This window comes from Streptomyces sp. TS71-3, from assembly GCF_018327685.1.
Taxonomy (GTDB): Bacteria; Actinomycetota; Actinomycetes; order Streptomycetales; family Streptomycetaceae; genus Streptomyces.
Map to the genome: position 1 here is coordinate 1,885,134 of NZ_BNEL01000001.1, position 14,418 is coordinate 1,899,551.

Genomic DNA, 14,418 nt, shown 5'->3' on the forward strand with positions numbered 1-14,418 from the left:
CCTGCCCTTACGAAAAGGTGCCCCCGAGATCAACTGATCGCGGGGGCACCGAAGTGAGAACCGGGCCAGGTCACTTCTTGGCAGGACGGCGACCCCGAGATGGGGCCGCCGGACGCCAGGCCCGCAGGCCGTCGTCCGTCAGGCCGTGCTTGCCCTGCTCCAACTGCCGCTCACCGCGGAAGTAGGCGGCCGGGGAACCGCTGAACGTGGGGTCGAAGTCGTCGTGCCACTGGTCCAGCCAGGGCTGAAGCTCCAGCAGACCCGTGAGGAACGGCGTCAGCTCCTCGGCGCTCATCGACTCGTGCGAGGCGATGTACGCGAACAGGGCGTAGGCCTGCTCTTGGTGGTCCCACCCGGCCCAGCCGTACAGGTTGGGCGTGGCGGCGTTGGTCTGCCCGTACGAGACGAACCGTTCTTTGGGCACGTCCAACTTGCCGCGCGCCTTCCAGTAGGAGGCACGCAGGAAGTCGGCGGAGGTGTACTTCGGAGGCACGGGGATGGAGTCCCGGATCTTCCGCTTCATCGCCTCGTCAGGGGCGGCGTCCTCCTTCCGCTGCTCGTCCCAGACGTGTTCCCAGTCCGCCCGCTTCTTCATCCCGGACGGCTTGTACCGCAACGCGGCAAGGAACGGCACATGCTCGTCGCTCACCAACTCGGCGACGACGGCGGGCAATTCCTTACGCGGGGCGTAAATCCTGGCAACGGACACAAAGTCATCGTCACGCGAAAGCACATCCGTGAGCCGAGACAACGTGACGATGCACGGCATCCCGTTCTCATCAAACCAGTGCTCCCGATTCTCGATCCGATCGAGCAACCACCTCCGCAACGCCTTCTCCTGAAGCGAGTCCCATCCCTCAGTGGCCCACCGCCGCTTGTACTCCGGCCGCTCGATCATCCCGATCGCGCGAGTAGATTCGATGGCATCGATCCGCTTCTGCACGACCTCCCGGTACGGCGCAGGCCAGTGCTCAGGTATCTCCGTAATCGGCGTCGACCCATGCCGCTTGAACCACTGGTCGCTGGCTTCTCCGGCGGCGATCTTCCGGGCGAGCACAATCTCGAAGGCTCGCTCGCCGAGGTTAATCTCCGGGATATTGGAATCGTCTGAATCCTCAGAAACCCGCAGATCTTCAGGGAATAGTTCGTAGATAGAGTAGACCTGCCAGTCGAGTTCCTCTTGTAGGGCGATCATTCGGGAGCGTCCAGCGTGCCAACTAGTCTGAGCCTCACGCAACGCAGGGACGGTTGGGAGTGATTGAGCGGCGACTGTGGCAGGAGCTACATCGATTAATTGTTGAGCGAGGGCGTCGAGCTTTGCAGCGAAAGGGAGCGGATAGTCGGAGGGGAGAGGAAATTCCTCAAGCTTTGATCCGCTAAACTCGTAGCGCTCTTCCCAGGCCTCACTTTGAATGCCGCATCCTAGTCCACTTCCACCTTTTCCCTGACTCATCTGGCGAAGCCAAAACCCTGCGGTGGAGCTGTTTAGTAGGCCAAGAAGTTTTAGGTGCGCCTCCTCGCGTGTCTCCTCCTTCAGCTTTATTACGGGTGCACTTCGATTGAAGAGGAGGCCCTTTCGGTCGAGTGTGAAATGATTGTGCGTAGCAACAAAGCTAAATGCGATCCCTAGGCTAGTTCCGAGCTTGCTGCTATAATTCTCCAAATGCACATACCAGGATCGATGGTTTTCGTCCAGTGTCTTTCCGAAAATCTTGCGCTGGCGTAGGCGGGTGCGATCGCGCCATAGGACGTTAGTGATGGCATAGGTGTGCTCATCGCTGAGGTCAATGTTGTTTCTGTCGCTATAGGGGTTTATTACAGGGGTAAGGGCCTGGAACGCGTAATTGCGTACTCCGTCTCCGACGGCCAGGCAGCGTACCTGTTCGGCGACCCTTAGTCGGTGTGCTGTCTGTACGTCGGGAAGAAAGAATATATCGTCGGCTCCCGTTGAGGTTGTTCGTCCGATGCTAGCTACCATCCGCCCGAGTGATGTAGGCGACATAGAGCCAATCTGCTCAACCATCTCAAGTCCGCCATCAGTCAGGATCCAAGGCTGTTTGCCAAAATAGCGCCCCCTTTCCAAGTCGTCCACCGACACCCACTGGCTAGCCGACCCCGGATCATCGATCTGTTCCAAAATGGCTCGCCAGACCAGCCCGTCTTGCGCTTGCTCCGGTGTCGCAGGCTCCCCCTGTACACTCCTCACTGTGCGAATAGTCGCCGATCGCCCGCTGCCCTCCCGACGCTTTCCTACGAGGATGACCGTCGGCGTACCGTGGCCGGGAATGTAGGCACCGGACGTGTCGATGACCTCCGTCAGCTCCACCCGGTCGCGGAAGTAGCTCTCGATCAGCTTCGTGCCGAACTCCCGCTTCATGAAGGAGTTCGCCGTGATCTGTCCGACCATGCCGTAGCCGCGGCCGTCCGGGCTTCCGTTCCTGGCCAGTTCGAAGAATCGCTGGGCGAACGGAACTGACAGGGCGTACGTGCCTGCGCAGGCGTCGTAGAGATCCCTGTATGATCGGTTTAGGCTAGAATCCGCAACCTGAATATACGGCGGATTCCCCACCACCACGTGATACCGCCCCGGCGTCAGAATGCCCGGATGCTTGCGCAAATCCTCCGTCGCGTACGAGAACTCCGCCAGCTCATCCGTCTCATCCGTCGTGAACTCCAGGGCTCCCTGCCCCTTCGTCCCCCGTATCCCTATCTCCGTCTGCCGCGCCTTGATCAACGAATCGCCCACCGCCAAGTGCAGTGGCCACTCATACCGGTTGGCCTCCGCCAACGTCCGTACCCCCGCCGCCGCCATGGCCGCCATCAGCAGCCGGAACCGCGCGATGGCCACCGCGAACGGGTTGACGTCCACACCGTGCACCGAGTCCAGTGCCGACCGCACCCGCTCGTGCAGGTCACGTCCGGGCTGGCCGTCGCCCCACAGCCTCACCAGCCGCCGGAAGGCACCCAGGACGAAGTGGCCGGACCCGCACGTCGGGTCGATCATCAGCAGACCCTCGTAGCCGAACTCTCGCACCGCCGGGTTCATCGCGCGGTCGAGGATGAACTCCTCCACGAACTCCGGGGTCTGGAGCAGCGCGTAGGTCTTACGGGCCGCCTCGCTGAGGTCCTGGTACAGGTCACCCAGGAAGCGAGTGTCCCAGCCCTCCGTACCGTCGCCGTCCTCCTCCAGCGGGTCGGTGAAGTCGTGGATCAGGAAACCCTCCCCGTCCCGTTCCCGCCAGAAGTCGATCAGTTCGCGCGCGCCGTCGTGTGACAGGGGGATCTGGTACAGCGGGTTGTGGCGCTGGTCGAAGAGGAGGCGGCCGGCCTGGCCGGAGCCCAGTTCGGCGAAGGCGAGCAGCAGCCAGCCGCGGTACGTCGGGTCGTCGTCCCGCTCGACGTACGCCTCGTAACGCACAAGAGCCACGTCCCGGCGGTCAGGCTCGGGAGCCGTGATGTATGGCTCCGGAACTAGGCGGTTGTCCTCGCAGAAGCGGACGAAGACCGTGCCCAGCACCCACGCCACCGCCACCTGGGTGACGCGCTCGTCCAGCCAGGCGTTCCACGTCGCCGCCGTGCGACCCAGCTCGCGCGCCCGGTCGTACTCGGTGCGCAGCTCCACGCCCACCTCGGAGACGGCCTTCACCTGCCTGCCCAGGTCCGCCTCGACCGCCCTGAGCCGCTTCTTCAGGTCGTCCAACAGCGCCGCCCGGTCGATCACTCGCCGTCTCCCTCGGAACGTCCGGACTGCCCGGAACTCGTCGTACTCGTGTTCGTACTCGTAGAACCTGCGGAGGAACCCGCGGAACCCGCAGAAGAAGCCGGACCCGCAGAAGCGGCCGAACCCGCAGAACCAGTCGAACCCGCCGTGCCGCCCGCCGCCCCCGCCCCCGCCCGATGCGCGTTCTCCACCCACGCGTCGGGAAGGCTGATCCACTCCCCGAGACCGGCCTGGTACGCCACCGCGACCGCCCCGAGCTTCGGCTCGCGCGCTGGGTCGGCCCCCGGAACCAGCAGCCACAGACCGCGTCCGCCGTACCGGGCCGCCTCGGCGAGCCGGTCCAGGACGCCCATCGCGTCGTACCGTGCGAACACCCCCGCCTCCGTGAGCAGCAGCGGCCCCGAGCGCGACGGCCCCGCGCCCCCCGGACCCGAGCCCGGCGCGCCCGTGCGCGCCGAAGCCGCGCCGCCGGCGCTCACCTCGCCGTCCCCCAACAACCCCCGCACCCGAGGCTCCACCGCCCCCCAAGCGGTCCGCGCGTACTCTGCGAACTTCAGCGCCCCGCGCGAACCGGGCTCGGCCGCGTCCGCCTTGAGGAGCGTCTCCCAGGTCGGCTTGGTGCCGGGCGGCACCAGGGCGTGCAGGGCTTCGAGGAAGAGAACGGTGGCCGACACTTCATGGGCCCCGATCCGGGCGGACGAGAGTTCCCGTACCGCCTCCCGGGTCTGGTCGCGATGCACCGTCAGCACGCGGTAGCCGTCCGCCCCGGCCGAGGCCAGCAGGCGGTCCTCGGCGCGGGCGGCGGACGCGATCCGCGGGTCATCCGCGTACCGGGTGACGTGCGCGGACAGGGCGGTGGCGCGGCGCATGGCACCGGTCGTCAGGTAGCTGGAATCGCTGTCCAGGCGAGTCGGGAGGTAACGCAGCGTCTTGACGGGCTCCCGGGTGGCGAGCCGCAGGTCGAAACCGGCGTCCCGCAGGGCCTTGGTGAGCCTGGCCCCGGTGGGCAACTCGTGGGTGGCGCCGCCGCGGCCGTTGTCGACGACCAGCTCGGGGAAGCGGGCCCGCACCCGCTCGTGGACGTCCTCCGCGCGCAGGCCCGGCTGCTGCTCCTCCGGGACGCCGGGGATCAGCGGCACCAGACCGGCCTGGGTGAGCCGCAGCGCGCGGACCAGCGGCAGGTCGCGCGGGTAGATCTCCAGGCGGGGGGTGGCCGCCGCGTTCTGCGAGGCCGCGGCGGCCAGCTCCACCAGGCGGCGTTCGTCCCACTCGATGGCGCCGGGCGGCGGGCTCAGCGCGCCCAGCTCGGTGAGGACGGTGGCGGCGGTGGGCAGGGTCTCCAGGCGGGCCAGCCGATCGGCCGTCCTGCCCAGCCGCGTCGCATATTGGAGCAGGGCCGGCGCGGTCGGGGTGTCGGGGGCGTCGTCCTGCCGGACGTCCAGGGCGAGCATGCCCGCGCCCAGGGACTCCTCGGTCGCCCTGCGGTTGGCCTGGTGCTGGAACTCGGCCGCCTCCGGGTCGAGTTGCTCGACCTCCACCACCGCGCGCACCGCCGCCAGCGCCAGGGCGCGGCGCTGGTCACGGCCGGGGAGCTGGGTGCCGCGGCGCACCACCAGCGCGTCGGCGACCTCGGCGACGGGGGCGACCCGGCCCAGGTCCACGAGCAGGTCCATGACCTCCTTGCGCAGGGCCCGCACTGCCGGTTGCCGCTGCCAGCGCTTGCGCTCCTCCTTGAGGATCTGCGGGATGCGCCCGGCGGACAGGCCGACCACGTCGGCGACGTCCTTCTGCTTGGGCCAGACACCGATGGGCGGCAGCTCGCCGTGCTCGTCGGGTAACCGCAGCAGGAGCCGGACCATCTCCACCTTGTTGTGGTTGGAGCGGTTGTTGTTCAGCTCCGGCACGAAGAACGTCGCGAGGGTGTCCAGGCTGAGCGTGCGCAGGGACGTCTCGGAGAGCGTGCCCTTGGTGGCGAGGATGCCGAGGACGGCGGACTCGGCGGCGGTGAGCTGCGCCAGCTCCTCCTTGGCCTCCGCACGGCCCTGCGGGGTAAGCGGTGAGACGGGTGCCTCGCGCAGCAGCTCACCCCACTGCCGCTGGCGCTGCTGCACTTCACGGCGGGTTTTCGCGCCCAGACCGGGGGCGTTGAGCAGCTTGCGGCGGCTGTAGTCCAGCAACTGGCCGACGGTGGTCAGGTTCAGGCCGTACAGGAAGGACTCGGCGGGCGGGGTGAGTCCGGCGGCCGACAGGTGCGTGTCCCGGGTGACCTGCCTGGCCAGTTCCTCGCGCTGCTGCTCGGCGGTGAGCGGCTCGGCCTCGCCCAGCGTTGCCCGGCCGTCCTCCGCGGCCGTCTCCGGGTGGCGGCTGCGGTGAGTGGACGGCGCCGCCTGCGAGGCGTCGAGGAAGATCTTCCTCCAGGCGTCCCGCATCGGCTTCAGCTCGGGGAAGCGCTCCGAGGCATCCCGGTGCAGAGCCTTCTGGAAGAAGCCGACCAGGCCGTCGCGGATGGCGGCGTCGAAGGCATCGGCGGCTATGGTCGGATGCGGGAAGTCCTTCGGCTTGGTGGTCCGCGGCAGCACCGATCCGTCGCCCCACCGGGGCAGCTCGCCCGACGCCATCTCGTACAGCGTCACCGCCACGGCGTACCGCTCGGCGTGCGAGTCGTACGCGGTGCGGGTCAGGGTGCCGATGAACGGGTCCAGATAGCCCTCCGTGCCCGCCTCGTGGTTCCTCGCGGGGTAGCCGGCCAGCGAGAAGTCGATGAGGACCAGCTCACGGGTGCGGTTCGGGCGGATCCGGATGGCGATGTTGTCCGGCTTGATGTCGCGGTGCCAGACGCTCTCGCCCTCCAGGAAGTCGACCGCGCCGAACAGGTAGTCGCCGTACGCCTCCAACTGGTCGACGGGCAGCCGGCCCACCTCGCGGAGCTGGCGGGCCACCGTCTCCTCGCGGCGGCGGACTCGCCCGGCGGACCCGGAGGAAGCGGCCCCGTCGGCGGGCTCGTCCCGCTCGTCGCCCACGTACTCCAGGGCGAGCACCGTCCGTGGGCCGATGCGCAGGGGCTCCTGTTCGACGAGGCGGATGATCCGGGAGTCGGGGCGCAGCCGGCGCATCACCTCGGCCTCGCTCACCAGGATCGAGCCCCGGCTGTCTGACAGGGCCACCTTCAGCACGGCCAGCGGACGCGTCTTGCGGGCCTCGGCCTCCAGGTCGCGCACCAGGAAGGCGCGGCTGGTGGAGCCCGTGCCCAGGCGGCGGCGGACCTCCCAGCGACCGGCCAGCAAGTCCCCCGGGACCGCGTCCAGCGGGTCCTTCTCCGGTGTCTCGGGCGCGGTGGTGGCGGACGGCGCGGCGGGAGCGGTGAGGCCGTCCTCGACCAGCTCCAGCATCTCCAGGAACTCGTCCACGGTGGAGAGCCGCTGTCCTGGCCGGTAGGCCGTGGCGGCCTGCACCAACTCGTCGATGTCCTCCGAAAGACCGTCCACCACGGCACTGGGCCGCAGCCCCTCGCCGGCCTCCAGGCGCGCCCGGAGTTCGGCCTGGCTCGCCGCCGGGGGCTGTCCGGTGGCCAGCAGGTAGGTGAGCACGCCTAAGCCGTACACGTCCAGGAAGACAGGGTCTGGGTTGAGTGCCGTCAACTCGGGCGCGAGATACGGGTCGGACGTCTCGGACAGGTGCTTGAGCGAGAGTGTCGTCGGTGCCAGGCGGGTGCCGCCTGGCGTGGAGCCGTTACCGCGCTGCGCGCCGACCTGCCAGTCGGAGATCTCCAAGCGCGGTGTGAGCCAGGCCGCCTCCTCGCCCGCCGCGCCGTGGTGGCGCGGGATGACGTGCACCGAGCGGGCCGCGAGCGCCCGGTGGTGGATCCGGCTGGAGTGGGCGGACCGCAGCGTCTCGGCGAGTTGCCGGACCAGTGCCATGCGGGAGAGGATGTCCAGCTTGTCGCCGTACTGGAGCAGGTACTCGTCGAGGCGCAGTGTCCCCGGGCGGTACTCGAAGACCAGGGCGGGGCCGGCGGAGTGCCCGGAGCCGTCGTACGTCTTGAGCCGGACGACGCCGGGGTGCCGGAAACGCTGGAGTATCGCGGCCTCGCGGCGTGCGGCACGCTCGACGGACTCCCGCAGGGACGCGTCCGAGCCGCGCTCGGGGACGTAGACGCGGATCCGAGCCCGCTCCGGCAGCTCCTCGTGCCGGGCCAGGTAGTCGGACCAGGTCGGGCCGGTGTCCAGGGCCTTCCGCTCCAGCAGGTACGGGCCCACCTTGTACGCGGCGTCGCTGCGGCGGATACCGATGCCCTTCAGGGCGGTCTCGATCGCGCGGGAGCGCGGCGCGTCGATGCGGTGCCGCTCGTCCTGGGGCGGGCGATTCAGCATCTCGGCCAGTCCGGCGACGGTGTGCACGCCCCCCTGCTCGTGGGGCGGCAGCCGGAACCGCATCGAGGGATTGGTGAAGCAGACGGCCTCGCCGACCCACACGCCCTGCCCGTGCTGTGGGCCCGTCATCTGCTGCCGGAGCAGCCCGGCCAGCTCCTTGGCCTTCTTGTTGGCCAGGTGCAGCGGATTGCCGTGCGAGACGCGGCGGCCACCGGGGGTCGTCTGCACCCAGGTGCCCATCTCGCTGGTGACCGAGCCGTGCCACTCCTTCAACTCGACGAGGAAGACACCGCTGCGCCCCACGACGAGCAGGTCGACCTCGCGGACGTGACCGGAGGGCGCCGTGAAGGTGAAGTTCGACCAGGCCCGCCACGGCTCGGTGTCGGGTAACTGCGCGCGGATGGCTTCGAGGCCACGACGCTCGTGGTCGAACTCGGACTCGGTGACCGTGGTCCACCGACCGTCCCGCATGCGCTTTACCCCTCCCCGAAAACCCCGTGCCCCGACGAATTCCGCCCCGCGTGCCGCGTGCCTGCCGCCGTGAAGACGAACCGGAAAGGAACGGAGGGCAATCCTAACGGGCTGCCACACTACGGGTGCCGATGTGGCGGAGGTGTTATCTGAGCTGCCGTGTGAGCAGCCGCTGTGCTCGCTACAGGTGCTGCGATGGATGGCCGTAAAACGACCTTGACTGCCGCGAATGCCGTTGGTGCAATGGCACGTTCACCACCGAGAAGGGGGTGGTGGCGCACCGTTCAGCACAAGACGGAAAGACAAACGTGGCACTCGACAGTCTGAAACTCAGCGATGCCCTGGCGGATGTGGCCTCCGGCGCCTTACAGCTCCCCGATTTCCAGCGCGAGTGGAAGTGGGACGACGAGCGGATCAGGGCCCTCATCGCGACCGTGACCCTCGACTACCCGCTTGGCGTCGTGATGGCGCTGCAGATCAACGGCTCGTCCCCGTTCAGGACACGGCCGTTGAAGGGCGCCGAGGACGTGGGCGAGCGGCCGCCCGACCTGCTGCTGCTGGACGGACAGCAGCGTCTGACCTCGCTCTTCCAGGCCCTGCACAGAGATCACCCGGTGGAGACGGTGGATGCCCGGGGCAGGGAACTGAAGCGGTGGTACTACGTCGACATCAACAAGGCCATCGGTCCGCCCGCCGAGCGCGATGACGCGATCGTCTCGGTGTCGGAGGACCGGATCCTGAAGACGGGCTTCAACCGCAGGGAGGTCGTCGATCTCACCACGATCGAGGGAGAATGCGCGGCCGGGTACTTCCCGCTGCACTTCGTCTTCGACACCGAACTTGTGAACGCATGGCACCAGGAGTTCGTGAAGGTCGACAACGAGAACTGGGGCAGGTGGGGCCGGTTCCAGATGCATGTGCTCAGCCGCATGCAGTCATTCCAGGTACCGATGATCAAGCTGGCGGCCACCACGACCATGGACGCGGTGTGCGCCGTGTTCGAACGCGTGAACACGGGCGGTGTGCCGCTGAACGTCTTCGAACTGCTGACGGCCACTTATGCCGGCAATCAGGAGCATGTGGCCGAGGAGGGCGACTACTACAAGTTGCCCGACGTCTGGTGGGACATCAAGAAGGCACTGTGCTCGTCATACTCTGTTTTCGGCCGCATGGAAGCCGGTGTCGAGGACGGGCTGAGCAGCAGCGACTTCCTCCAGGCGGTCGCCCTTGTTCGTACCTGGCAGCGCAAGCGGGAAGAACCTCGCGCCGCGGTCTCCTGCAAGCGACGCGACCTGCTGGAGTTGCCCCTCGCGGACTTCCGCCAGCTCGCCCCGCAGGTGGCGGAGGCGTTCGAGTGGGTGGGAGCCTTCCTGGAGCGGCAGTGCATCGTGCGTGCACCTGACCTGCCGTACCGCACGCAGCTTGTCCCCCTCGCGGCCGTCCGGACCATCCTGGGGGACAGGACCGACACCGAGCTGGCCGACGAACTGCTCACCCAGTGGTACTGGTGCGGTGTGCTCGGTGAGATGTACGGCGGCTCGACGGAGAGCCGCTTCACACGGGACGTGGAGCAACTCGTCGAACGCCTCGGGGGCAGCACGGAGGTGGTTCCGGACACCATCGCGGAGGCGGCCTTCCTGGACGACCGGCTCGACACCCTCACCACGCGCAACAGCGCCGCCTACAAGGGCGTCTACGCGCTCCTGGTCAAGCAGGGTGCCGTCGACTGGTACTTCGCCGAGGCGCCCCTGAACGCCGCACGGCTCGCCGAATACAGCGTGGACGTACGGCAGATCTTTCCGAAGACATGGGTCGACAGGAACCATCCCGCCTACAGCGCGCGAGCGAACTCGATCGTCAACAAGACGCCGCTGTCCCTACGGGCCAGCAAGAGCATGACCGGATCTCCCGCCGGCTACCTCAAGACACTCGCGCTGGAATCGGGCATGCGTGCGGAGTGGTTCGACGACGTCGTCGCGACCCACCTCATCGACTCGCCCCTGCTGCACGCGGGCGACTTTGAGCGCTTCTACGCGAACCGATCGAAACAACTCCTGGAACTCGTGGTGTCCGCCATGGGCAAGCGCACCGTCTTCCGCGACGCGAAGGCCGGGTGAGACGTCTGTGCTCGTCACACCTCCCGAGGAGGAACTGCTGGCGTTGAAAGGCCGGCGGATACCTCTCATGGACTTGCTGGGCCACTTCGGCGTCCGGTTCCGGAACGACCAGGCGATTCTGCACATCGAGCGGGCCTTGAAAGACGTCGCTCTCTCGACCCTGCCGTACTTCGCTACCTGCGGCACGCAGTCCGAGATCCACATCGTGCCCCTGGACACTGCCGGGGTCGACCACACCGCAGGTACGGACGAGGAACAGGAGGACGAGGCAGGGCTGCTGCCCGGCTCCCTGCCTCAGCAGTCGTTCAGGATCGGTGACCTGCCGTGTGCTCACGCCGGTGTCGACTCGGTCAACGCCACCGCGGACCTGACCGAGGCGACGTACATCATGCACACCAGGAACTTCTCGCAGGTTCCGGTGATGGAAGACCGTTACACGGTGACCGGTGTCGTCACGTGGCGCTCGGTGGCGAAGATGTACGCGACGGGTGACGACGTCACGCTGGCCAATGCCCTGGTCGAGGATCCCCCGGTCGTCCACGCCCACGATGACTTCTTCTCCGTGCTCCCGACCATCTGTGCGCACGGGTATGTGTTGGTGAGAGCGAACAACGCCCGCATCAGCGGCATCGTGACGGCCACGGACATCACGGAACGCTTCGACGTCACGGCATGGCCCTTCTTCGTGATCGGCGAAATCGAGTTCCGGCTCCGTAAGTGTCTTGGCGCGAAACTCAACGGGGACGCGATTCGGGCCGTACAGCAGGACGACAGGAGAACAGGGGATATCGCGGACGTCATGTTCGGCCAGTACGTGATGCTTCTCGACGGCGACCAGCGCACCAGACGCGGACACCGCAAAGAGGCGCTGTGCGCTGCCGCCGACCAGAACTGGCAGGCACTTGGCTGGACCGGCGTCAACCGCGTCCAGTTCGTGCACCAGCTCGACCGAGTGCGCAGCATCCGTAACCAGATCGCGCACTTCGATCCGGTACCTCTCTCACCCCAGCGCAGCGAGGAACTGCGCCAGTTCGTCGGTCTGCTGCGCCAGCTGACCTGACTACGGCTGCGATGCGAGGCGCACTACGCACCCGGACCTCGCGTACCTGGAGCGCGCCAGAGGCCTACCCGGTCCGGCCCTGGAATCCGTGGGCCGGCGCGGGCGGCTATCGGCCGCACCCTACGGGGGCCTGGGCGGGGCCTGGGCAGGTGCGGCGCAGCCTGGCGGGAGACCGAAGCGGAAGGGCCCTCACTACGGCCGAGCCGGCGGGGCGCGAGATACAGGAAAGCGCCGGCATGTGCTCACCTTCGGGGGCGAGGGCCGACTCCTGGCGGGTCCTCTGCAAGAACCGCCCCGGAAGCCCTCACACCCGCTCGGTGCCGAAGAGGCCAACGGCAGCCGCACCACCGACGTCACGATCACGGCGACTGGCGACCTCTTGCCGGAAAGGTCCCCATGACGGTCGTCGGCGCGGCGACGGCGACAGCGAACCCCGTGTCAGCCCGCGGCGGGCGAGGGCGTGTCGTCGGCCTTGATGTCGAACTTGATGTTGTCTCCGTCGACAGAGGAAACGGTGACTGTCACACCGAGGGTGCTGCCATCGGACGCCGTGAGTGTGCAACGAGTGCTGTTGCCCTTCTTCCCGACCAGGTTCTCGGGGCAGGTGATGTGCGGCTTGGCCTGACCCGTCGTGGCCGCGAGCCGCTCGGAGACCGTATCGGCCAGCTTTGCCTTGGACACCTTGGGGGCGGGCTTTCCCACGCTGGCCGAGACTGAGCAGCCGGCGAGCAGCGCGCCGGTGGCCACGGCCGCGAGGCCCCATGTTGCTGCGGACAGGCGGGACTTGATCATCGGTGGTTTCCATTCCTGGTATTCGGAGAAACAGGGAGCCAGAAGCACAGGCTTGTCCTGCGGCCAACTCAGGATATGGTGTGAACGGCCCTCATATACTGCGCGTTTCATCTTCAACCAGAGGCTCTTCTCCTCATCACCAAACAATCTCCACTACGGGTGAGCCGCACCAGCCCCGAGCCGGTCTGCTCCACGGGCGGGCCGCAGACGGGGCACAGGTGCTCCTCCGGCGGACCATGATCTCCCCTGCCGTCCCGAACGCCGGAGAACCCTTGGTTCACGGCAGCACATGGCGTCCGCAATAATCACGGTCATGGAGCAATTGGTAGGTGTCTTGGTGAAGGTGCTCTTGATCGCTTTCGTCGTGGGGATGTTCACCCTCGTCATCCGGGTGTTCGTGCGCGGACGCAAGGAGGACGCACGAATCCGGGAGGAGTGGTCTGAGCTCGCACGGGTCGCCACCGAGCGTGGCTGGACATATGAGCAACGTGCGCGAGGGATGGCAACTCAGTACTGCGGTGTGGGCCCCATGCCTGGCAGCGGGTCGAACCTGAGCGCCTGGCACCACATTACGGGCGAGTTTCGTGGCCGCACCTTCGTGTGCTTCGAGCATCGCTACAACAATCCCAATTCGGCCAATCTTGCCGCAGATCGTAAACGGCCCGTCATCGAGGCCGTTTTCATGGTCTCCGCACCGGGTTCCGGGCCGTCCATGGAGATTCTCCGACCGAGCAGGCTGAACGTGCTGCTCGACCGGAGGGCCAGCATGCGGCTCGGCATAACCGAATTCGATGACATGTTTCGAATTGTCACCGATGATGACACCTGGGTCCGAAACGTCCTGACCGACTCCATGGTGTCATTCCTGCTCTCGGACCCACGAGCCAAGGAGTCCCCGCTTCAACTGCGCAACGACGAGTTGTTCACGTGGTACACGGGCACCCTGTCTCCGCGGGCCCTCGAAGAACAGTTGAACTACCTCTGCGATGTGCTCGACCGGATTCCTGCGCAAGCGTGGACCGCCGCCTGAGTGAGGTCGACTGCCTCCTGGCCCGGCGGGTGCACCGGGGCGTGGACGCGCCGTTCAACGGGGCCACTCCGCTCGGCGAGGGGCGCTGGAGCCATGCTGCCGTGCGCTTCCCCGGTCTTCGCGAGGGAGGTGGCCAGCCCGCAGCCCGGCAAGGAGGTCGGAGGTTCGCGACCGGGTCGCGCACGGCAGATCCGCGGCCACATCGACTCCGGATCGTGAATACCCAACCATTCACCTGAACCTCCATCGTCAGTGCGTTCCTCGGTAAGGTCCGCTCATCCGGGTGAAGGGGAGGAACTCGTCCGTATCGATGCGAAGTGGACGGCTGGGATGACGAGACACTAGGCCGGGGGTTTGTCAGCCGGGCGCACGGTCCTGAGGAATGTCTGGAAGTCTCCCACAACATGGTCGAGTTGATTCGGCTTCGCGGTGAGGACGAGCTCGATCACGGCACGCTGTGCCGGATTCTTGACATCCTCCATGCCGAGGTACACCTGGCTCTGGCACAGCTCTACGGGCTCTCCCCGCAGGGTGGTGGAGAGAACGAGATTCTGAACCACCCCCGGGGAATCCGTCAGGCCCGGGATGTCCGGCGTACCCACATCAGATTTCTTGACGATCCGTACGGCTCCTGCCTGCTCCATCCTGGGTACGGACTCGTCGGCGATCTGCGACATGGTGGCGCCGTCGTTGCGCATCTTCCCGGAGACGGTGATGTTTGCGGTGAAACCGCCGTCGATGGAGGCGGGATGGAGTGCGACGAAAGCGACGTCGGGCGCTCCCACCTCGTCCGGCGGCGCCGCCTGCCAGCCGTCCGGCAGCGAAAAGGAAATCTTGATCGGCAACGTGCCCGTCAT

At 67.1% G+C, this 14,418-nt stretch carries 7 protein-coding genes; 3 read left to right on the forward strand and 4 right to left on the reverse strand.

Features of this window, described 5'->3' with window-relative positions; translation table 11 throughout:
* Positions 1 to 70: 70 nt before the first annotated feature.
* Both pglX and pglW read right to left on the reverse strand, forming a co-directional pair.
* Positions 71 to 3,721 (reverse strand): BREX-2 system adenine-specific DNA-methyltransferase PglX, encoded by a 3,651-nt coding sequence (pglX, locus tag Sm713_RS07775; protein ID WP_212908909.1) that lies wholly within the window; start codon positions 3,719 to 3,721, stop codon positions 71 to 73.
* Positions 3,718 to 8,562, reverse strand: a complete 4,845-nt coding sequence (gene pglW, locus Sm713_RS07780; RefSeq protein WP_212908910.1) for a BREX system serine/threonine kinase PglW — start codon at positions 8,560 to 8,562, stop codon at positions 3,718 to 3,720. Before pglW ends, pglX begins: the two co-directional genes overlap by 4 nt.
* 308 nt (positions 8,563 to 8,870) lie before the next feature.
* Between pglW and Sm713_RS07785 the strand changes: the two genes are divergently transcribed.
* Together Sm713_RS07785 and Sm713_RS07790 are read left to right on the forward strand one after the other, a co-directional pair.
* Positions 8,871 to 10,679, forward strand: a complete 1,809-nt coding sequence (locus Sm713_RS07785; RefSeq protein WP_212908911.1) for a DUF262 domain-containing protein — start codon at positions 8,871 to 8,873, stop codon at positions 10,677 to 10,679.
* A 7-nt stretch (positions 10,680 to 10,686) separates the two neighbouring features.
* Positions 10,687 to 11,739 (forward strand): CBS domain-containing protein, encoded by a 1,053-nt coding sequence (locus tag Sm713_RS07790; protein WP_212908912.1) that lies wholly within the window; start codon positions 10,687 to 10,689, stop codon positions 11,737 to 11,739.
* A gap of 438 nt (positions 11,740 to 12,177) precedes the next feature.
* On the opposite strand, the gene Sm713_RS07795 is transcribed toward Sm713_RS07790, so the two are convergent.
* Positions 12,178 to 12,531 carry a DUF4333 domain-containing protein gene (locus Sm713_RS07795; protein ID WP_212908913.1) on the reverse strand — a complete coding sequence of 118 codons (354 nt, stop codon included), beginning with the start codon at positions 12,529 to 12,531 and terminating at the stop codon, positions 12,178 to 12,180.
* A gap of 313 nt (positions 12,532 to 12,844) precedes the next feature.
* On the opposite strand from Sm713_RS07795, the gene Sm713_RS07800 reads away from it, so the two are divergent.
* Positions 12,845 to 13,561, forward strand: a complete 717-nt coding sequence (locus Sm713_RS07800; protein WP_212908914.1) for a hypothetical protein — start codon at positions 12,845 to 12,847, stop codon at positions 13,559 to 13,561.
* A gap of 341 nt (positions 13,562 to 13,902) precedes the next feature.
* Here the strand turns inward: Sm713_RS07800 and Sm713_RS07805 are convergent, their stop codons facing one another.
* Positions 13,903 to 14,418 (reverse strand): hypothetical protein, encoded by a 516-nt coding sequence (locus Sm713_RS07805; RefSeq protein ID WP_212908915.1) that lies wholly within the window; start codon positions 14,416 to 14,418, stop codon positions 13,903 to 13,905.